Consider the following 20589-nt stretch of genomic DNA (forward strand, 5'->3'; position numbering starts at 1 on the left):
GGTCCTGTCTGTGTTAGGATTTGTAAAATGAGGGAGCAGACAGGATAACGGGAAAATGAAAAAGATCATTGCTGTTGCTATCATTTCAACACTTCTGGTCGTCCTGTCTCTTTATGCGGTCAATGCGGTTATCGTTAGCCAGCAGAAGAGCAAACAGCTTGAGATTTCCCATACGCTTTTACAATATTCAGAAGACCTGTCCCAAAACGTGGCACTGGCTCTCAAAAGCATCACTACACAGGGATGTGATAAAACCAGTCTTGATAGTTACAGGCAAATAAAACTCGACAGTCTCTATTTTGGTGACGTCGGATTCATAGAGAAAGGAAAAATAGTCTGTACTGCTTTTTGGGGTAAACTCGCTACACCTGTTGCACTTCCTACAGAACTGCATAAAACCCCAAGGGGCTTTCTCCTGGCCCAGTTTGACAAAAAAGAGTTCTTTACAGGTAACGCGGCAATTTATCATAACATTATTATCTTCACCTCCCGCTACGCTTACGATAAATTCTCTCCGGTTACAGAGAGTTACTCTCTGAGTGCAACCACCAAAGACTTTGGCAGAACATTCTTTTCGACCACCCCTGCGTTTAAGCAACAGGACTTGCTGCATTCGGCATTGTTTACCATCACCCTCACACAGTGCAGTGCTTTCTGGGATTTATGCGTCATTGTGAAACATCACAACGCAGGGCTTGCTTCGCTATCTCCCGTTGTGTTTACGTTTCTTGTGGTCATCCTGTATTTTATCTGGGTAGCGATAACGTTCTTTTTCTTCCGCATTTATGAAGATCGTTTTTCTCTCGAACGAACGCTGGTCAAGGCTGTCATCACCAATACCATTGGTGTTAAATATCAGCCAATCATTCGAATTCAGGATAAAAAAATAGTGGGTATTGAGGTTCTGTCGAGATGGCACGATCAAAAACACGGTGATGTCTCCCCGGAGCTTTTTATTCCATTAATCAAGAAGATTGGCCTGTATAGAAAATATTACATTAATATTATCGAAAAATCCCTTTTAGAAGTTGCATCACTTGCAACAAAACATCAACTGGTCGTCTCACTCAACGTTGGCCGAACGGAAATTGAAGACGGGCAATTCATTGCTATCTTACGTCGCGCGTGTTTAATTCATCGCATTCCACTCTCCTTGATAAAAATCGAACTCTCTGAAAAGGCCGTTTCCACTGTAGATATTCTTGAAGAATTCTGTCGGGAATTAAAATCCCTTGGCATAAAAGTATCAATAGATGATTTTGGTGTGCAAAATTCAAATCTGGCCAGACTGTCACTTCTGGAATATGATGAAATCAAAATCGACAAATCGCTGGTCGACGGCATCAGTGAACATTATAAACAGAACATCTTTGTTATTTTTAGTGATGCTCTCGCCCGACTGAATAAATCCCTTGTTTTTGAAGGGGTAGAGAATGAAATACAATATCGTTTTATTGCCGACAGATATCCCGATGCCCTGGTTCAGGGATGGTATTTCTCAAAATCACTGACCCGCAGTGAGCTGGCGCAGAAACTTGTCGGAGTCGCGCGGTAGCCACTGATGTCTGGCGTGCCCATGTTTTTTCGGATCAGGCATTTTCATTCCTCACCCAAAAACATATAGTTGTCACAATCAGACGGTAGATTACCCTGAAGCACACTCTTATTTTGGTTAAAAACGTGAAATTATCCTTACTATTACCAGTGGTACTTTTCTGTCTGACCGTTATTTTCGCGTTGTTTATCGACGCCCCCGCTTCACATATTCTGCGTAAAAAATGCATGTGGTCTGATAGCGTGATGCTCAGCTGCATAGCAAAGCATCAGCATAATGGCTTTTGAGGAAGACTATTCATTCCCCCACTGATTGAGGAAATTCGCAATATCATCAATGCGAGAAGCACGGATCCCGGCCTCAGTGGCCATCTCCTGCTGGGCTTCCTCGCTGATCTCCTCGTTATTTGATAAACGGGTGAGCAGCAGCTGGAAATAATGTGCCAGCGCATCGAGCTCTGATTCAGCGACCTGCTCTGCGGCTTCCGTCGCGTACTCATCGGCAATATCATAATATTTCAGTGGGATAACGTTATTCATAACTATCTCGTTGCTAACCTGTAAGGGTAAAGCCATCAGTATATCGGACGCCTTACCTCAACCAAAGCATTGCTTCAGATGAGTAACGCAAGCAGCGCAGCGAGAGCGGGCACGGCCTGTACATACAAAATTTTTCGGCTGGCGGTGGCTGCGCCAAAGAGCCCGGCGATCAGCACGCAGGTCAGGAAGAAGATGGCCACATGAACGCCCTTTTCACCGAGCCAGAGGCTCCAGAGCAGACCCGCCGCCAGAAAACCGTTATACAGCCCCTGATTTGCGGCCAGCACGCGGGTGTCGCGCGCAAAATCGGGACGCAGATTAAAAGCCTTGTGCCCTGTTTCGGTGTTCCACAGAAACATTTCCAGCACAAGAATGTAGAGATGGATGAATGCAACGACAGCGATAAGGACAGTGGCTAACATCGTGTTGTATCCTGCAGGCAGAGGTAAAAAAAACGGGAACCTTCAGGCCCCCGCTCTTGTTTAACCCAGAATCTGGATTACATGTTCGCGATAATCGCGTCACCAAACTCTGAACATTTCAGCAGCTTAGCGCCATCCATCAGACGTTCGAAGTCATAGGTCACGGTCTTGGCAGCGATAGCGCCTTCCATGCCTTTAACAATCAGGTCTGCAGCTTCGAACCACTCCATATGGCGCAGCATCATTTCTGCGGACAGGATGATAGAACCTGGGTTCACTTTGTCCTGGCCTGCATATTTTGGTGCAGTACCGTGAGTCGCTTCGAACAGGGCGCACTCGTCACCGATGTTCGCGCCCGGGGCAATACCGATACCGCCAACCTGTGCCGCCAGGGCATCAGAAATGTAGTCACCGTTCAGGTTCATACAGGCGATCACGTCGTATTCAGCAGGACGCAGCAGGATTTGCTGCAGGAACGCATCGGCGATCACATCTTTAATGATGATCTCTTTGCCAGTGTTCGGGTTCTTGATTTTCTGCCACGGGCCGCCGTCGATCAGCTCACCACCGAACTCTTCTTTCGCCAACTGGTAACCCCAGTCTTTGAACGCGCCTTCGGTGAACTTCATGATGTTGCCTTTGTGAACCAGGGTCACAGAGTCACGGTCGTTGGTGATGGCGTACTCGATGGCCGCACGTACCAGACGCTTGGTGCCTTCTTCGGAGCACGGCTTGATACCGATACCGCAATGTTCAGGGAAGCGAATTTTCTTCACGCCCATCTCATCGCGCAGGAATTTAATCACTTTTTCTGCGTCTGCAGAGTCAGCTTTCCATTCGATACCTGCGTAGATGTCTTCTGCGTTCTCGCGGAAGATAACCATGTCGGTCAGTTCAGGGTGCTTAACCGGGCTTGGTGTGCCCTGGTAGTAACGAACCGGACGCAGACACACGTACAGGTCCAGCTCCTGACGCAGTGCAACGTTCAGAGAACGGATACCGCCACCGACAGGTGTGGTCAGTGGGCCTTTAATAGCAACGCGGTAGTCGCGGATCAGGTCCAGCGTCTCCGCTGGCAGCCAGACGTCCTGGCCATAAACTTGAGTAGATTTTTCACCGGTGTAAATTTCCATCCAGGAAATTTTACGCTCGCCTTTGTAGGCTTTCTCAACAGCGGCATCAACCACTTTCAGCATTGCCGGGGTAACGTCTACACCGATACCGTCACCTTCGATGAACGGGATAATCGGATTGTGAGGAACGTTAATCTTGCCGTTTTGCAGGGTGATCTTTTTACCTTCCGCCGGAACAACTACTTTGCTTTCCATTAACCTCTCCTTCGAGCGCTTCTGGTTGTTACTGATCTTATGTTAATAAATTGTAATGAGCCCTTCGATAGTACCTGATTGTCCGACGCCATGAAAGGTCTTCGTTATTAGGCTATAATGCGGCAATTGATAGAGCCTGAAAATACCATGAAGAAAACTTCTTTTACAAAACACCGGGTTGAGCGATTCAGCTCGCGACAAGCCGCCAGAAGACCGCAAGAAAGCCAGCCGAAGCGGGTTATTTTGTTCAATAAACCCTACGATGTTTTGCCGCAATTCACTGATGAAGCCGGGCGCAGCACGCTTAAGGATTACATTCCAGTCCAGGGCGTCTATGCTGCCGGGCGTCTGGACCGTGACAGCGAAGGCCTGCTGGTCTTAACTAACGACGGAGCCCTACAGGCGAAGCTTACGCAGCCGGGGAAGCGCACGGGTAAAATTTACTTCGTACAGGTAGAAGGTGAACCGGATGAAGAGACGCTGGCAACATTACGCAGCGGCGTCACGCTGAATGACGGTCCAACTCTGCCGGCAGGTATTGAACGCGTGAATGAACCGGAGTGGCTGTGGCCGCGTAACCCGCCCATCCGCGAACGCAAATCCATTCCGACAAGCTGGCTCAAAATTACCCTTTATGAAGGCCGAAACCGTCAGGTTCGGCGCATGACCGCACACGTTGGCTTCCCTACCCTGCGCCTGATTCGCTACGCCATGGGCAACTACACGCTGGAGAGCCTGGCTAACGGTGAATGGCGGGACGCTACCTCCTAAGGAGTCACTATGTTCAAACCTCATGTCACTGTCGCCTGTGTCGTTCACGCGCAAGGTAAATTCCTGGTCGTCGAGGAGACGATTGGCGGCAAAGCCTTATGGAACCAGCCCGCAGGACACCTCGAAGAAAACGAAACGCTGCTGCAGGCCGCAAAACGCGAGCTGTGGGAAGAGACGGGGATCCATGCCGAACCTCAGCACTTCATCCGCCTGCACCAGTGGATAGCGCCTGACCACACGCCTTTCCTGCGCTTTTTATTCGCCGTTGAGCTTAACGAAATGTGCGCCACAGAGCCGCAGGATGATGATATCGACCGCTGCCTGTGGGTCACTGCTGACGAGATCCTGAACGCGCCAAACCTGCGCTCGCCGCTGGTTGCGGAAAGCATTCGCTGCTGGCAGTCTTCTGGCCGCTTACCGCTGGATGTTATCGGAGAATTTAACTGGCCGTTTACAGAGGGTGTCAATGGTGGGGGGGCGTGATAGAATACGCCGCCTTGAAGTTCAATGTCGTGAGTATTCCATGTCAGATAACAGCCAGAAAAAAGTAATCGTCGGCATGTCCGGCGGTGTCGATTCCTCCGTTTCCGCCTACCTGTTACAACAACAGGGCTATAAGGTGGAGGGCCTGTTCATGAAGAACTGGGAGGAAGATGATGGCGAGGAATACTGCACTGCCGCTGCGGATCTCGCCGATGCGCAGGCCGTATGCGACAAGCTCGGCATTGAACTTCACACCGTTAACTTTGCCGCAGAATACTGGGACAACGTTTTTGAACTGTTCCTGGAAGAGTACAAAGCAGGCCGTACGCCAAACCCGGATATTCTGTGCAACAAAGAGATCAAATTTAAAGCCTTCCTGGAATTCGCGGCGGAAGATCTGGGCGCAGACTTCATTGCGACCGGTCACTACGTGCGTCGTGCCGATGTGAATGGCAAAAGCCAGCTGCTGCGCGGCCTGGACGGTAACAAAGATCAAAGTTACTTCCTCTATACGCTGAGCCACGAGCAAATCGCTCAAAGCCTGTTCCCGGTCGGCGAGCTGGAAAAGCCGCAGGTGCGTAAAATCGCCGAAGAGCTGGACCTGATCACCGCGAAGAAAAAAGACTCTACCGGTATCTGCTTCATCGGAGAGCGCAAATTCCGCGATTTCCTGGGGCGTTACCTGCCTGCGCAGCCAGGTAAAATTGTTACCGTCGACGGGGAAGAGATTGGCCAGCATCAGGGGCTGATGTACCACACCTTAGGCCAACGTAAAGGCCTGGGTATCGGCGGGACGAAAGAAGGTAGCGAAGATCCGTGGTACGTGGTCGACAAAGATGTCGAAAACAATATTCTGGTTGTCGCTCAGGGTCACGACCACCCGCGTCTGATGTCCGTTGGCCTGATCGCGCAACAGCTGCACTGGGTCGATCGCGAACCGCTGAAAGGCACGCTGCGCTGCACAGTGAAAACGCGCTACCGTCAGACCGATATTCCTTGCACTGTTACCGCGCTCGATGACGATCGCATTGACGTGCGTTTCGACGAGCCTGTTGCTGCTGTCACTCCGGGTCAGTCTGCTGTTTTCTATAGCGGCGAAATCTGCCTGGGTGGCGGGATCATTGAACAGCGCCTGCCGCTGACCGCTGTTTAACACGATTGCACACCTAAAGGAGACCGTGTGGCGAAGAACTACTATGACATCACCCTGGCACTGGCGGGAATTTGCCAGTCTGCCCGTCTGGTGCAACAGCTGGCGCATCAGGGTCATTGCGACGCTGATGCGCTGCACGTTTCACTCAACAGCGTTATCGACCTCAACCCTGGCTCAACCCTGGGTGTCTTCGGTGGGAGTGAAACTAATCTTCGTCTCGGTCTTGAAACCCTGCTTGGCGTGCTGAACGCCAGTAGCCGTCAGGGATTAAACGCAGAGTTGACCCGCTACACGTTAAGCCTGATGGTGCTTGAGCGTAAACTGAGCGCAGCGAAAGGTGCACTCAATACGCTTGGTGACCGCATTGCCGGGTTGCAACGTCAGCTCGACCATTTTGATCTGCAGTCCGAAACGCTGCTGAGTGCCATGGCTGCCATTTATGTTGACGTCATTAGCCCACTTGGCCCGCGTATTCAGGTCACCGGTTCCCCTGCTGTTCTGCAAAGCCCTCAGGTCCAGGCAAAAGTGCGTGCCTCCCTGCTGGCCGGGATCCGCGCCGCTGTGCTGTGGCATCAGGTTGGCGGCGGCCGCCTGCAGTTAATGTTTTCTCGTAATCGCCTGACTACTCAGGCAAAACAAATTCTTGCTCATTGTTAACCTCCCGGAGTTGCGAATTATGGAATTATCCTCACTGACCGCCGTATCCCCTGTCGATGGACGCTATGGCGATAAAGTCAGCGCGCTGCGCGGGATCTTCAGCGAATATGGTTTGCTGAAGTTCCGTGTTCAGGTTGAAGTACGCTGGCTGCAAAAGCTAGCCGCCCAGGCAGCAATCAAGGAAGTTCCTGCTTTTGACGCCCAGGCAAACGATTACCTTGATAAAATCGTTGCTGACTTCAACGAAGAAGATGCCGCGCGTATCAAAACCATCGAGCGCACCACCAACCATGACGTGAAAGCGGTTGAGTATTTCCTGAAAGAGAAAGTGGCTGCTGTGCCTGCTCTGCATGCCGTATCTGAATTCATTCATTTCGCCTGCACATCAGAAGATATCAACAACCTGTCTCACGCGCTGATGCTCTCTACCGCACGCAAAGATGTGGTACTGCCTTACTGGCGTAAAATCATCGACGCGGTAAAAGCGCTGTCCGTGGAATACCGCGACATTCCGCTGCTCTCCCGTACCCACGGACAGCCAGCCACCCCATCCACGATGGGTAAAGAGATGGCGAACGTCGCGTATCGTATGGAGCGCCAGTATCGTCAGCTGGAACAGGTTGAAATTCTGGGTAAAATCAACGGTGCGGTCGGTAACTATAACGCCCACATCGCCGCATACCCGGAAGTGGACTGGCATCAGTTCAGCGAACAGTTCGTCACCTCTTTGGGTATTCAGTGGAACCCGTACACTACCCAGATTGAGCCGCATGACTACATCGCCGAACTGTTTGACTGCATCGCCCGCTTCAACACCATTCTGATCGATTTCGATCGTGACGTGTGGGGCTACATCGCGCTGAACCACTTCAAACAGAAAACCATCGCCGGTGAAATTGGTTCTTCTACCATGCCGCACAAAGTGAACCCAATCGACTTCGAAAACTCTGAAGGCAACCTGGGTCTGGCGAACGCCGTGTTGCAACATATGGCAAGCAAACTGCCGGTTTCCCGCTGGCAGCGTGACCTGACAGACTCCACCGTTCTGCGTAACCTGGGTGTGGGCATTGGCTACGCGCTGATTGCTTACCAGTCCACCCTGAAAGGCGTGAGCAAACTGGAAGTGAACCGTGACCGTCTGCTGGACGAACTGGATCACAACTGGGAAGTTCTGGCTGAGCCAATCCAGACCGTGATGCGTCGTTACGGTATCGAAAAACCGTACGAGAAACTGAAAGAGTTGACTCGCGGTAAACGCGTTGACGCTGAAGGCATGAAACAGTTTATCGACAGTCTGGCACTGCCAGAAGAAGAGAAAACCCGCCTGAAAGCGATGACCCCGGCCAATTACATTGGTCGCGCCATCACCATGGTTGATGAACTGAAGTAAAGGCCCTCTACCCTCTTTCCGCCCGGAAAGAGGGTTGCTTTCCCCCGGTTTACTAAATGTTTATCCCCACAACAACATAATCAGCGTTAAACTATTCATACCATTAATTTAGGGAGAAGAGATGATGCGCGTATTGGTTGTTGAGGATAATGCATTGCTACGCCATCACCTGAAAGTACAGCTTCAGGAGATGGGACATCAGGTGGACGATGCCGAAGATGCAAAAGAAGCCGATTATTATCTCAATGAACACCTGCCGGATATCGCCATCGTCGATTTAGGGTTACCTGATGAAGACGGTTTGTCGTTAATTCGTCGCTGGCGCAGCCATGATGTTTCTCTCCCGGTTCTGGTTCTGACTGCCCGTGAAGGCTGGCAGGACAAGGTCGAAGTGCTCAGTGCGGGGGCAGATGATTACGTCACCAAGCCGTTTCATATTGAAGAGGTGGCGGCGCGCATGCAGGCGCTGTTACGCCGCAACAGCGGGCTGGCCTCGCAGGTCATTTCTATCCCTCCGTTCCAGGTTGATCTCTCCCGGCGGGAATTAGCCATCAACGATGAAGTGATCAAGCTAACCGCCTTCGAATACACCATTATGGAAACGCTGATCCGTAACAATGGCAAAGTGGTGAGCAAAGATTCTTTAATGCTCCAGCTTTATCCAGATGCTGAACTGCGCGAGAGCCATACCATTGACGTACTGATGGGACGTTTGCGTAAGAAAATTCAGGCGCAGTACCCACAGGACGTGATCACCACCGTCCGTGGTCAGGGCTACCTGTTCGAATTACGCTAGATGAGACGGATTTTGCGCCACATACTGCCCCTCTCGCTACGGGTTCGTTTTTTACTGGCAACGGCCGCCGTTGTCCTGGTCTTGTCGCTTTCGTACGGTATGGTGGCGCTGGTGGGCTACAGCGTCAGCTTCGATAAAACGACCTTCCGACTGTTGCGCGGTGAAAGTAATCTGTTTTATACCCTGGCAAAGTGGGAAAACAACAAAATCACCGTTGAAATGCCGGAAAACCTCAACCAACAGAGTCCAACGCTGGCCCTGATTTATAACGAAAAGGGAAAATTGCTTTGGGCACAGCGCGATATTCCCTGGCTGGTCAACAGCATTCGTCCGGAGTGGCTTAAAACCAACGGGTTTCATGAAATTGAAGCCGATCTCAATACCACCAGCTCGCTGATTCGTGAAGATCGCTCTCTGCAACAGAAACTGAATGAGATCCGCGCCGATGATGCCGAAACGGAAATGACCCACTCCGTTGCAATCAATCTTTATCCGGCGACGTTGAACATGCCGCAGTTGACCATCGTAGTGATCGACACCATTCCTGTGGAACTGAAACGTTCTTATATGGTCTGGAGCTGGTTCATCTATGTTCTGGCCGCGAATCTGCTGCTGGTGATCCCACTGCTGTGGGTGGCGGCGTGGTGGAGCTTGCGCCCCATCGAATCACTGGCGAAAGAGGTTCGCGAACTGGAAGAACACCACCGTGAAAAGCTCAACCCTGCAACCACGCGTGAACTGACAAGCCTTGTGCGGAACCTCAACCGCCTGCTGAAAAGCGAGCGCGAACGCTATGACAAATACCGCACCACACTTACCGACCTGACGCACAGCCTCAAGACACCGCTTGCGGTAATGCAAAGCACATTGCGTTCAATGCGCAGTTCAAAACTCAGCGTCGATGATGCTGAACCGGTGATGCTTGAACAAATCAGCCGTATCTCTCAGCAAATTGGCTACTATCTGCATCGCGCCAGTATGCGCTCGGGTAGCGCGTTATTAAGCCGCGAATTACATCCTGTAGCGCCACTGCTGGACAACCTCACGTCTGCGCTGAACAAGGTTTATCAGCGAAAAGGGGTAAATATCAGCCTCGATATCTCGCCGGAGATCAGTTTCGTCGGCGAGAAAAATGATTTTATGGAAGTGATGGGGAACCTTCTCGACAATGCCTGCAAGTACTGCCTGGAGTTTGTAGAAGTGTCGGCGCGTCAGACAGAGAACGAACTGCACATTATTGTTGAAGATGATGGCCCGGGCATTCCACTTAATAAACGTGAAATGGTGTTCGATCGCGGCCAGCGTGCCGACACACTGCGTCCCGGCCAGGGCGTGGGATTATCCGTCGCACGTGAGATTGTCGACCAGTACGATGGCAACATCGAAACCGGTGATAGCTTACTGGGCGGCGCCAGAATGGAAGTGATTTTTGGTCGTCAGCAGCCCATATTGAACGATAGTTAACCCGTTATGTGAAAAATGCGAGGATCTCGCACCCAGGCTCCTGAGCTTCCGTTATAATCCGAGTCAGTAAGAGCCTGCGGAATAAAAAAATATGGACTATCACTTAACACTTAACTGGCCTGAGTTTATTGAACGTTACTGGCAAAAACGCCCGGTGGTTCTGAAACGCGGGTTCAGCAATTTTATCGACCCCATCTCTCCAGACGAACTGGCCGGTCTGGCCATGGAAAACGAAGTCGACAGCCGCCTGGTCAGCCACCAGGACGGGAAATGGCAGGTCAGCCACGGTCCTTTCGAAAGCTATGATCATCTCGGTGAAAACAACTGGTCACTGCTGGTGCAGGCGGTCAACCACTGGCACGAGCCGACTGCCGCATTAATGCGTCCGTTCCGTGCCCTGCCTGACTGGCGAATGGACGATCTGATGATCTCCTTCTCCGTACCTGGCGGCGGTGTGGGTCCGCATCTGGATCAGTACGACGTATTTATCATTCAGGGAACTGGCCGCCGCCGCTGGCGCGTGGGCGAAAAAGTGCCGATGAAACAGCACTGCCCACATCCGGACCTGCTGCAGGTAGACCCTTTTGAAGGGATCATCGACGAAGAGCTGGAGCCGGGGGATATTCTCTACATTCCGCCGGGATTCCCGCACGAAGGTTATTCACTGGAAAATTCGCTGAACTACTCTGTCGGGTTCCGTGCGCCAAGCGGTCGCGAGATGATCAGCGGTTTTGCCGACTATGTTCTGCAACGCGAACTGGGCAGTTATCGTTACAGCGATCCCGATGTCCCTGCGCGCGAGCACCCGGCTGATATTCTGCCAGAAGAGCTGGATAAACTGCGCGGCATGATGCTGGATTTGATCAACGAGCCCGAACATTTCCGTCAGTGGTTTGGTGAGTTTATCAGCCAGTCGCGTCATGAGCTGGACGTTGCGCCGCCAGAACCGCCGTATCAGGCCGATGAAATTTATGATGCGTTGCAACAGGGCGACAAGCTGGTTCGTCTGGGCGGGTTGCGCGTTCTGCGGATTGGCGAAGGGGTGTTCGTCAATGGCGAGAAGCTGGATTCGCCACACCGTCCTGCCCTCGACGCCATCGCCAGCCATCTGGTGCTGACTGCTGATACCTTCGGCGATGCACTGGAAGATCCCTCTTTCCTCGCGATGCTCTCTGCGCTTGTAAACAGCGGGTACTGGTTCTTTGAGGACTGAGTTGTAAACATTTGCCGGGTGGCGGCTGCGCCTTACCCGGCCTACATTCTGATCGTAGGCCCGGTAAGCGTAGCGACACCGGGCAATGTCTTACTGCTTCGCGGTTAACTCCGCTATCCGCACAATCACCTTCACTGCTTTTTCCATCCCTTCCAGCGTCACAAATTCGTGTTTGCCATGGTAGTTGTAGCCACCGGTAAACAGGTTCGGACAAGGCAAACCCATAAATGACAGCTGGGATCCGTCAGTGCCGCCACGAATCGGTTTTAAGATCGGTTCAATGTCGCAATCGCGCATCGCCTGCTGGGCGATATCAATAATATGCGGATGCGCCATCACCTTCTCACGCATATTGTAATAGCTGTCTTCGATGATCAGCTCAATATAGCAGTCAGGGTGCAAGCCCTTCCCAACCTTCTTCGCGATCTCCATCATTTTACGCTTGCGCGCTTCAAACGCTTTGCGGTCAAAATCGCGGATGATGTAGTGCATCTGCGCGCTGTCGACTGTGCCCTTAATGCTGGTCAGGTGATAGAAACCTTCATAGCCTTCCGTCTGCTCCGGGCTTTCTTCTACAGGTACTTCCGCATGAATGCGTGATGCCAGCGACAACGCATTCACCATCACTCCTTTGGCGGAGCCTGGATGAACATTGTTCCCGACAATCTTGATCGTCACCGATGCGGCATTGAAGTTTTCATACTCCAGTTCACCGACGCCACCGCCGTCGACGGTATAGGCCCACTGCGCGTTAAAGGCTTCCACGTCGAAATGCTTCGCGCCCTTGCCGACCTCTTCATCAGGCGTGAAGGCCACGCGAATATCACCGTGTGGAATATTTTTGCCCTTCAGTACCGCCAGCGCGGTCATGATTTCCGCGATACCCGCCTTGTCATCCGCCCCCAGCAACGTTTTCCCGTCGGTGGTGATCAACGTCTGGCCGAGTAACTGGTGCAGCACCGGAAACATCACAGGAGAGAGCACTTCATCACCAATGCCCAGCGCAATATCACCGCCGCGGTAGTTTTCAACAATCTGCGGGTTCACGTGTTTGCCGCTAAAGTCCGGAGAGGTGTCGACATGGGAGATAAAGCCAACCGCCGGAATATCGCCCGGGACGTTTGCAGGCAGCGTTCCCATCACAGTGCCTTTATCGCTTAACGTGACGTTAACCAGCCCCATGGCGTCAAGCTGCTCTTTAAGCAGGTTTAATAACTTCCACTGGCCTTCGGTGCTCGGCACCTGGCGGACACCCGGTTTAGATTGGGTATCCAGCGAAACGTACTGTAAAAAACGCTCAAGTAATTTATCCATGCAGTCACCCTCACTTTTTGTGACAACATTATCAATAAGCATCAAAACGCAAATATTGCGTCAGGTCACTTTTATCCCGCAAACGAGAATATTTTCCGTTTATATCGTTATGCGCTAGTAAATGTAGCTTATGAATCAGTGACAAGGATTGGCGATTCCAGTGGTTTACCGTAGAATGTCCGCCCTCATTACGAGTCACCAAGGTGGTTACACACAAACCCCGCTTCAGTCTGCTGCCTGAGGCGTCTATATGGGACAGCGCAAAAATTGAATACACAATCCCGTTCACGTTCACCGCTGGTGCAACTGGAACGAATTCGTAAGAGTTTTGATGGTAAAGAGGTCATTTCAGAGCTCGACCTGACCATCAATGACGGTGAGTTCCTCACGCTGCTTGGCCCCTCTGGCTGCGGCAAGACAACCGTACTACGCCTTATTGCCGGGCTGGAAAATGTCGATAGCGGCACAATCCATCTTGAAAACCAGGATATTACCCAGGTCCCCGCTGAAGATCGTCACGTTAACACCGTCTTTCAGAGCTATGCGCTTTTCCCGCATATGACCGTGTTCGAGAACGTGGCATTTGGTTTGCGCATGCAAAAAACGCCGGCTGGCGAAATCCCTCCGCGTGTCACTGACGCGCTGCGTATGGTGCAACTGGAAGAGTTTGCTCAGCGTAAGCCTCATCAGCTTTCCGGCGGTCAGCAACAGCGTGTGGCCATCGCCCGCGCCGTGGTGAATAAACCGCGTCTACTCCTGCTGGATGAGTCTCTTTCAGCACTGGATTACAAATTACGCAAGCAGATGCAGAACGAGCTTAAAGCCCTGCAGCGCAAGCTTGGCATCACCTTTGTGTTCGTGACCCACGACCAGGAAGAGGCGCTGACCATGTCGGACCGTATCGTGGTCATGCGCGACGGCAAAATCGAACAGGACGGTACGCCACGCGAAATCTACGAAGAGCCGAAAAATCTGTTTGTCGCCAGCTTCATTGGTGAGATCAATATCTTCAATGCCACGGTGATTGAACGCCTGGACGACCAGCGGGTGCGCGCCAGTGTTGAAGGTCGCGAGTGCAATATCACCGTGAATTTCCCCGTCGAAAAGGGACAAAAACTCAACGTTCTGCTGCGTCCGGAAGACCTGCGTGTCGATGAAATCCACGGTAATACGGAGGCTGAGGGGCTTATCGGCTATATCCGCGAGCGGAACTATAAAGGGATGACGCTGGAATCCGTCGTCGAACTGGAGAACGGCAAAATGGTGATGGTCAGCGAGTTCTTTAATGAGGATGACCCTGACTTCGACCACTCTCTCGACCAGAAAATGGTTATCAACTGGGTAGAAAGCTGGGAGGTTGTACTGGCTGATGAAGAACACAAGTAAATTCCAGAATGTGGTGATTGCCACTATCGTCGGTTGGCTTGTGTTATTTGTCTTTTTACCCAACCTGATGATCATTGCCACCAGCTTCCTGACCCGTGACGATACAAACTTCGTTTCGCTGGTCTTTACGCTGGAAAACTACGCGCGCCTGCTCGATCCGCTCTATTTTGACGTGCTTCTTCATTCACTCAATATGGCGCTGTTCGCCACCGTTGCCTGTCTGGTGCTCGGTTATCCATTTGCGTGGTTTCTGGCGCATCTGCCGCAAAAGGTCCGCCCGGTGCTGCTGTTTTTACTGATAGTGCCTTTCTGGACCAACTCGCTCATTCGCATCTACGGGCTGAAAATCTTCCTGAGTACTAAAGGCTATCTCAACGAGTTTCTGTTGTGGCTGGGGGTGATTGATACGCCAATGCGCATCATGTTTACGCCGGGCGCGGTGATCGTTGGACTGGTCTATATCCTGCTGCCGTTTATGGTCATGCCGCTCTACTCCAGCATTGAAAAGCTGGATAAACCCCTGCTTGAAGCGGCTAAAGATTTGGGTGCCAATAAACTGCAGACCTTTACCCGCATTATCGTCCCGCTGACCATGCCCGGCATTATCGCGGGCAGTCTGCTGGTGATGTTGCCGGCGATGGGGCTATTTTACGTTTCTGACCTGATGGGCGGAGCGAAAAACCTGCTGATTGGTAACGTCATTAAAAGCCAGTTCCTCAACATCCGTGACTGGCCGTTCGGCTCGGCCACCAGCATTACCCTGACGGTGGTAATGGGCCTGATGCTGTTGGTTTACTGGCGTGCCTCACGTTTACTGAACAAAAAGGTGGAGCTTGAATGATCGGTCGACTGCTTCGCGGCGGTTTTATGACCGCCATTTACGCTTACCTTTATATCCCGATTATCATTTTAATCGTGAACTCGTTTAACAGCTCGCGCTTCGGGATTAACTGGCAGGGGTTTACCACCAACTGGTACAGCCTGCTGATGAACAACGACAGCCTGCTGCAGGCCGCTCAGCACTCGCTGACGATGGCGATTTTCTCCGCCACCTTCGCGACACTGATTGGCTCCCTTACCGCCGTGGCGCTCTACCGCTATCGCTTTCGCGGCAAACCGTTCGTCAGCGGCATGCTATTTGTGGTGATGATGTCACCCGATATCGTCATGGCGATTTCGCTGCTGGTGCTGTTTATGCTGCTGGGCGTTCAGCTTGGCTTCTGGTCACTGCTGTTTTCCCATATCACCTTCTGCCTGCCGTTTGTGGTGGTGACCGTCTTTGCGCGCCTGAAAGGTTTTGACGTGCGCATGCTGGAGGCGGCGAAAGATCTGGGCGCCAGCGAGATGACCATCCTGCGCAAAATCATCCTGCCGCTGGCGATGCCCGCCGTGGCGGCTGGATGGCTGCTCAGCTTTACCCTGTCGATGGATGACGTTGTCGTCTCCTCCTTTGTGACCGGGCCGAGCTATGAAATTCTGCCGTTGAAAATCTATTCGATGGTAAAAGTCGGCGTTTCACCTGAGGTGAACGCGCTGGCGACCATTCTGCTGGTGTTTTCGCTGGTTCTGGTGATCGCCAGCCAGGTTATTGCTCGTGATAAAACAAAATCTCAGGGGACAATGAAATGAAAAAAATGCTCGCCGCTGCGGCGCTGGTGCTTGGCATGGGTGCGGCACACGCTGATGACAGCAAAACGCTCTACTTCTATAACTGGACCGAATATGTGCCGCCGGGCCTGCTGGAACAGTTCACCAAAGAGACGGGCATCAAGGTTATCTACTCGACCTACGAATCGAATGAAACCATGTACGCTAAGCTCAAAACCTACAAAGACGGCGCGTACGATCTGGTGGTTCCTTCTACCTACTTTGTCGACAAAATGCGCAAAGAGGGCATGATCCAGAAGATCGATAAAACGAAGCTAACCAATTTTTCAAACCTCGATCCTGAGATGCTCAACAAGCCGTTCGACCCAAATAACGACTACTCCATTCCATATATCTGGGGAGCAACTGCGATTGGCGTTAACAGCGAGGCCGTCGATCCGAAATCGGTGACTAGCTGGGCCGATCTGTGGAAACCGGAGTATAAAGGTAGCCTGTTGTTAACCGACGACGCACGCGAAGTATTCCAGGTTGCGCTCCGCAAGCTGGGCTACTCTGGCAACACGACGGATCCAAAAGAGATTGAAGCGGCGTATACCGAGCTGAAAAAGCTGATGCCTAACGTGGCGGCCTTCAACTCTGATAACCCGGCAAACCCGTATATGGAAGGTGAAGTGAACCTGGGCATGGTCTGGAACGGCTCAGCGTATGTCGCCCGCCAGGCCGGTACGCCGCTTGAGGTGGTCTGGCCGAAAGAAGGCGGTATCTTCTGGATGGATAGTCTCGCAATTCCTGCCAATGCGAAAAACGTGGATGGTGCTCTGAAGCTGATTAACTTCCTGCTGCGCCCGGACGTGGCTAAACAGGTTGCTGAGACGATTGGCTATCCGACACCCAACCTGGCTGCGCGCAAACTGCTCAGCCCGGCTGTGGCGAACGATAAATCGCTTTATCCGGATGCCCAAACCATCAGCAAAGGTGAATGGCAAAACGATGTCTGTGACGCCAGCCGCCTTTACGAGGAGTACTACCAGAGATTAAAAGCGGGCCGCTAACCGGTATCTCGTTCTTCCTCACGCCGTCTGTACGTCGTGAGGAAGCGTTTAACTCACGGCATTCTCCCCCGCCCAGAGTGTTGCCCTTCGCATTGCCTCGACCACATCCTCATCTGACAGCCCGAGTGCCTGACGAACCCTGGTCGCATCGTCCCACCGCTGCTGCTCATAATAACGGCAAAGCGTAACCATATCCGATAACTGCCCTTCATGATGGCACAGCGCATTGCTCACACTCTGTGGCACCGCGATTTGCTTCATCAACTCAGCCATCGGCAGTTCAAGGAGGGTATCAAGCAGTGAAAACAGACCGCACATGAAGGCATTTTCAGCCAGCGTCGGTTCGTTCATCTTCTCTGCAATCAGTTCACAGAACTTTCCGCGCATCATGCTCAACGGGTAAAGCTCGCTGACGGTATCATTCCCCGCACTCGCCAGGACCACGACGGCAACAAACCGCCTGAGCTGGTTTTCCCCGAGATATCTGAGCACTTCACTCAGGGTTAACTTACTGAAATTACAGGCGCCGACATGTTTAAATGCGGTGTGCTTCATATAGCGCATGATTTTATACGACAAGGTGAGATCGGTTTTTATCAACGACTCGATGATCCGAAAATCAGGTTTATTGCGTCCCACTTCCATTTGCAGACGGAAAATAGCCAGCTGATTTTGCGATAATCTTTTATATTTAATCACCTCCGGACGGCAGAAAAAATATCCCTGAAAAAGAGAAAAACCTTCATCCCGGTATAGTTTGAATTCCTCTTTAGTCTCAATTTTTTCAGCGAGATATTTAATATGTCCGGTCAGGTGTTTACGTTCATTCAGATACTGTTTAATTTGCGCTAAGGAATAATTTCTGACATCGAATTTCAGTATTGAAATATAGGGTAAAAAAGCATCCCACTCCGGAGCAAGGGTGAAATCATCAAGTGCGAAGTGGTATCCGTGCGCATGCATTTCCCTGACAGCCAGCAATAGTTCTTCCCCTGGAACAGCATCCTCCAGGATCTCAATGACCACTTTCTCTTTATCAAGCGCCTCTCCACTGCGGTCAATGACCATCCTGGAAGGAAAATTAATAAACGACACATGCGCCCCGGCGATGCGCTGAGAGGGCACACATAAAAACTGGTCGGATATCATTCTGGAGGTGGCATATTCCGCCGACACATCCGGAAAACGGTTTGTCATCCCATCTCTGAAAAGCAGCTCATAAGCTACCGTATTCATATCAGGATTAAAAATGGGTTGTCGCGCGATAAATCCGTACATATCCCATCCTCCTCTACAACTTTATATTTATTAGCATCCTCTTTCTACACGACGATAACGAGCATTATCGAGTACTATTTTGATTGAATGCACAAAATAAAAGCATCCACACTAACTAACAGGATTTGAAATCCTGAAATTTAAATTAAATATACCTGGTACTCTACAGAAAGGAGGCGATATATCCGATAAGTAATGTGTGCCTGCCCGACATGCACAACATTACGGGAGATGAGAATGAAAGACGCCATGGTCCGAAAACAAAAAATGAGAGTCAAGACGTTGATGCTATTGTCCATTTTCCTCACCGTGACGGTGGGCTTTACCGCAACGATCGGGTTTATGATGTGGCAGTGGATGGCACAGCAAGACATTCTGGCCAAAAAACATATCCGACAAATTGCCGAAGTGCAGTCTTTGCAGGTCAGCAAACAGCTGGATTCCGCCCTGTCAGCCGCCCGGGATATGGGTAACAGCGCTCTGGCGCTGCACGAGGCGGGCGTAACCGATCGTCAGAGCCTCAATCAGTTGCTCACCCATTATCTCTCGGCTCACCCACAGTTTCTCTCCATGTCGATGGCCTTTGAACCCAACGCTTTCGACGACAAAGACGCCACTTTTGCCGGGCAGAGCGGTGAAGACCCTGCCGGGCGTTACGCCCGCTACGTCGACCGCGACGCCACCGGCAAACCCGCATTGCACTTGCTGACGGATTTCGAATCGCCGGGCAGCGGCGATTATTATTTGCTGCCGAAGCAGCGTCATAAAGATGTGATCATCGAACCTTATATTTATCCCTACAACGGCGTGGACGTGATGCTTACCTCAATTGCCGCGCCCATCATGCGTGATGGTCAGTTCCTGGGATCAGTCACCTCTGACTTCTCGCTTGCCACGCTGCAGTCGATGATCGGGGCGATTAAACCGTGGAACGGCACTGGTTACGCCCTGCTCCTCTCCGCGGGTAATAACGTGGTTTCCAGTCCGGACAAACGTGCCACAGGCAAGCCTTACGCGGGCAAGATTGCCGGTAATGACGTCATCCGGGCGGACGATCCGCTACTGAAAGAAGAAGTGTTTATCACCTGGCAGGACATTGTTATCGGCAACAGTCAGACACCGTGGAAACTGGCTATTGTCACACCGGTCAGCGAAGTGATGGCCGAAGCAAGGGCATTTTTACTGAAAGCTATCATCCTGATGGTGTTAAGCATCGTTGCCGTCAGTCTGGTGATGGCACAGATATTTACCCGTAAAGTTGACCGTCCGGTTGGAGGCGAACCGGCAGATGCCGCGGGGATCGCCCTGGCTGTTGCCCAAGGGGATCTGAACAATACCATCCCGGTTCGTCCCGGGGATACCAGCAGTATTTTTTACGCGCTGCACACTATGCAGATGCAGCTCAAGCGCATCGTCGACAATATCAGCGAAGCCAGCCATTCCGTACACGGCGGCACCAGCGAAATTTCGGCGGGTAATCTTGATCTCGCTTCACGTACCGAAGAACAGGCGGCAGCGATTGTTGAAACAGCCGCCAGCATGGAAGAGATTTCGGTCACGGTGAAGAACAATGCCGATAATGCGCATAAGGCGACAACGTTGACCGACCGCGCCGCCACGCTCGCCGGGCACGGGGAAACACTGGTGAACGACGTGGTCGTTGTGATTGGAGAGATTGATGAGAGCGCACGTAAGATCGGCGAGATTAACAGCATCGTCGATGGCATTGCTTTCCAGACCAATATCCTGGCGCTGAATGCTGCCGTTGAAGCGGCCCGGGCTGGCGAACAGGGACGCGGTTTTGCGGTAGTGGCAGGTGAAGTCCGCAATCTTGCCCAGCGCAGCGCTAACGCGGCTAAAGAGATCTCTCAGCTGATCGCCGAGTCGTCAGGTCGCGTCAGCAAAGGCGTTGAGCTGGTCAATGAGACGGGGGTCATGATGAAACAGGTCATTGAGGCCGTATCGCATGTCCATCTGGTGATCAACGATATGGTTCAGGCCCTGGACGAGCAGAATCGGGGAATTAGCCAGGTGAGCACTGCCGTCAATCAAATGGACAGTACGACCCAGCAGAATGCTTCTCTGGTTCAGCAAATCTCTGCGGCTGCCCTCTCGCTGGACGAACAGGCTAAGTCGCTGGAGAAAACGCTGGCGTTCTTTAATTCATAACAAAAAGGCAC

General features: G+C 51.8%; 19 protein-coding genes. 14 read left to right on the forward strand and 5 right to left on the reverse strand.

The genetic code is table 11. The features are described from left to right. Positions 1-55 precede the first annotated feature (55 nt). Positions 56-1555: a cyclic diguanylate phosphodiesterase gene (locus JGF26_RS01190; protein WP_134707552.1), complete on the forward strand. Its 1500-nt coding sequence runs from the start codon at positions 56-58 to the stop codon at positions 1553-1555. Positions 1556-1848: 293 nt separating this feature from the next. Here JGF26_RS01190 and JGF26_RS01195 read toward each other — a convergent pair whose 3' ends face one another. From JGF26_RS01195 to icd, 3 genes are all read right to left on the reverse strand, one after another. Beyond that, a complete protein-coding gene (locus JGF26_RS01195; protein WP_134707551.1) occupies positions 1849-2094 on the reverse strand; it encodes a DUF2543 family protein in 246 nt (81 codons plus the stop codon). Positions 2095-2168: 74 nt separating this feature from the next. Beyond that, positions 2169-2516 (reverse strand): DUF1304 domain-containing protein, encoded by a 348-nt coding sequence (locus JGF26_RS01200; RefSeq protein WP_129324483.1) that lies wholly within the window; start codon positions 2514-2516, stop codon positions 2169-2171. A 77-nt stretch (positions 2517-2593) separates the two neighbouring features. Continuing rightward, positions 2594-3844, reverse strand: a complete 1251-nt coding sequence (gene icd, locus JGF26_RS01205) for an NADP-dependent isocitrate dehydrogenase (RefSeq protein ID WP_028019009.1) — start codon at positions 3842-3844, stop codon at positions 2594-2596. A gap of 117 nt (positions 3845-3961) precedes the next feature. Here icd and rluE point away from each other — a divergent pair, with 117 nt between their 5' ends. From rluE to JGF26_RS01245, 8 genes are all read left to right on the forward strand, one after another. Beyond that, entirely contained in the window at positions 3962-4615 is a 654-nt protein-coding gene (gene rluE, locus JGF26_RS01210) for a 23S rRNA pseudouridine(2457) synthase RluE (RefSeq protein WP_028019010.1), read from the forward strand. A 9-nt stretch (positions 4616-4624) separates the two neighbouring features. Then, a complete protein-coding gene (locus JGF26_RS01215; RefSeq protein ID WP_049007863.1) occupies positions 4625-5098 on the forward strand; it encodes an NUDIX hydrolase in 474 nt (157 codons plus the stop codon). A 40-nt stretch (positions 5099-5138) separates the two neighbouring features. Further along, positions 5139-6251, forward strand: a complete 1113-nt coding sequence (gene mnmA, locus JGF26_RS01220) for a tRNA 2-thiouridine(34) synthase MnmA (protein WP_128348826.1) — start codon at positions 5139-5141, stop codon at positions 6249-6251. Between the two features lie 27 nt (positions 6252-6278). Continuing rightward, on the forward strand, positions 6279-6908 hold the full coding sequence (hflD, locus tag JGF26_RS01225) for a high frequency lysogenization protein HflD (protein ID WP_028019013.1): 630 nt from the start codon (positions 6279-6281) through the stop codon (positions 6906-6908). Between the two features lie 19 nt (positions 6909-6927). Further along, positions 6928-8298, forward strand: a complete 1371-nt coding sequence (gene purB / locus JGF26_RS01230; RefSeq protein ID WP_134707550.1) for an adenylosuccinate lyase — start codon at positions 6928-6930, stop codon at positions 8296-8298. 124 nt (positions 8299-8422) lie between these two features. Next, positions 8423-9094 (forward strand): two-component system response regulator PhoP, encoded by a 672-nt coding sequence (gene phoP / locus JGF26_RS01235; protein WP_028019015.1) that lies wholly within the window; start codon positions 8423-8425, stop codon positions 9092-9094. Further along, a complete protein-coding gene (gene phoQ / locus JGF26_RS01240) occupies positions 9095-10558 on the forward strand; it encodes a two-component system sensor histidine kinase PhoQ (protein ID WP_028019016.1) in 1464 nt (487 codons plus the stop codon). A gap of 91 nt (positions 10559-10649) precedes the next feature. Beyond that, complete coding sequence (locus tag JGF26_RS01245; protein WP_134707549.1) at positions 10650-11771, forward strand: cupin domain-containing protein; 1122 nt, start codon at positions 10650-10652, stop codon at positions 11769-11771. A 90-nt stretch (positions 11772-11861) separates the two neighbouring features. Here the strand turns inward: JGF26_RS01245 and pepT are convergent, their stop codons facing one another. After that, a complete protein-coding gene (gene pepT, locus JGF26_RS01250) occupies positions 11862-13085 on the reverse strand; it encodes a peptidase T (protein ID WP_134707548.1) in 1224 nt (407 codons plus the stop codon). Positions 13086-13322: 237 nt separating this feature from the next. On the opposite strand from pepT, the gene potA reads away from it, so the two are divergent. The 4 genes from potA to potD are packed head-to-tail and all read left to right on the forward strand — an operon-like array spanning position 13323 to position 17131. Then, on the forward strand, positions 13323-14471 hold the full coding sequence (gene potA / locus JGF26_RS01255) for a spermidine/putrescine ABC transporter ATP-binding protein PotA (protein ID WP_167587173.1): 1149 nt from the start codon (positions 13323-13325) through the stop codon (positions 14469-14471). Further along, positions 14455-15312, forward strand: coding sequence for a spermidine/putrescine ABC transporter permease PotB (gene potB, locus JGF26_RS01260; protein ID WP_134707546.1), 858 nt, complete (start codon positions 14455-14457; stop codon positions 15310-15312). Before potA ends, potB begins: the two co-directional genes overlap by 17 nt. After that, positions 15309-16100 (forward strand): spermidine/putrescine ABC transporter permease PotC, encoded by a 792-nt coding sequence (gene potC / locus JGF26_RS01265; RefSeq protein ID WP_014169603.1) that lies wholly within the window; start codon positions 15309-15311, stop codon positions 16098-16100. The genes potB and potC overlap by 4 nt, the downstream gene beginning before the upstream one ends. Continuing rightward, positions 16097-17131, forward strand: coding sequence for a spermidine/putrescine ABC transporter substrate-binding protein PotD (gene potD / locus JGF26_RS01270; protein WP_134707545.1), 1035 nt, complete (start codon positions 16097-16099; stop codon positions 17129-17131). Before potC ends, potD begins: the two co-directional genes overlap by 4 nt. A 48-nt stretch (positions 17132-17179) precedes the next feature. Here the strand turns inward: potD and JGF26_RS01275 are convergent, their stop codons facing one another. Further along, on the reverse strand, positions 17180-18409 hold the full coding sequence (locus JGF26_RS01275; protein WP_028019023.1) for an HDOD domain-containing protein: 1230 nt from the start codon (positions 18407-18409) through the stop codon (positions 17180-17182). A gap of 237 nt (positions 18410-18646) precedes the next feature. Between JGF26_RS01275 and JGF26_RS01280 the strand changes: the two genes are divergently transcribed. Next, positions 18647-20578 carry a methyl-accepting chemotaxis protein gene (locus tag JGF26_RS01280; protein ID WP_028019024.1) on the forward strand — a complete coding sequence of 644 codons (1932 nt, stop codon included), beginning with the start codon at positions 18647-18649 and terminating at the stop codon, positions 20576-20578. Positions 20579-20589: the final 11 nt, after the last annotated feature.

It is taken from the genome of Enterobacter sp. E1, assembly GCF_016809815.1.
Taxonomy (GTDB): Bacteria; Pseudomonadota; Gammaproteobacteria; order Enterobacterales; family Enterobacteriaceae; genus Enterobacter; species Enterobacter adelaidei.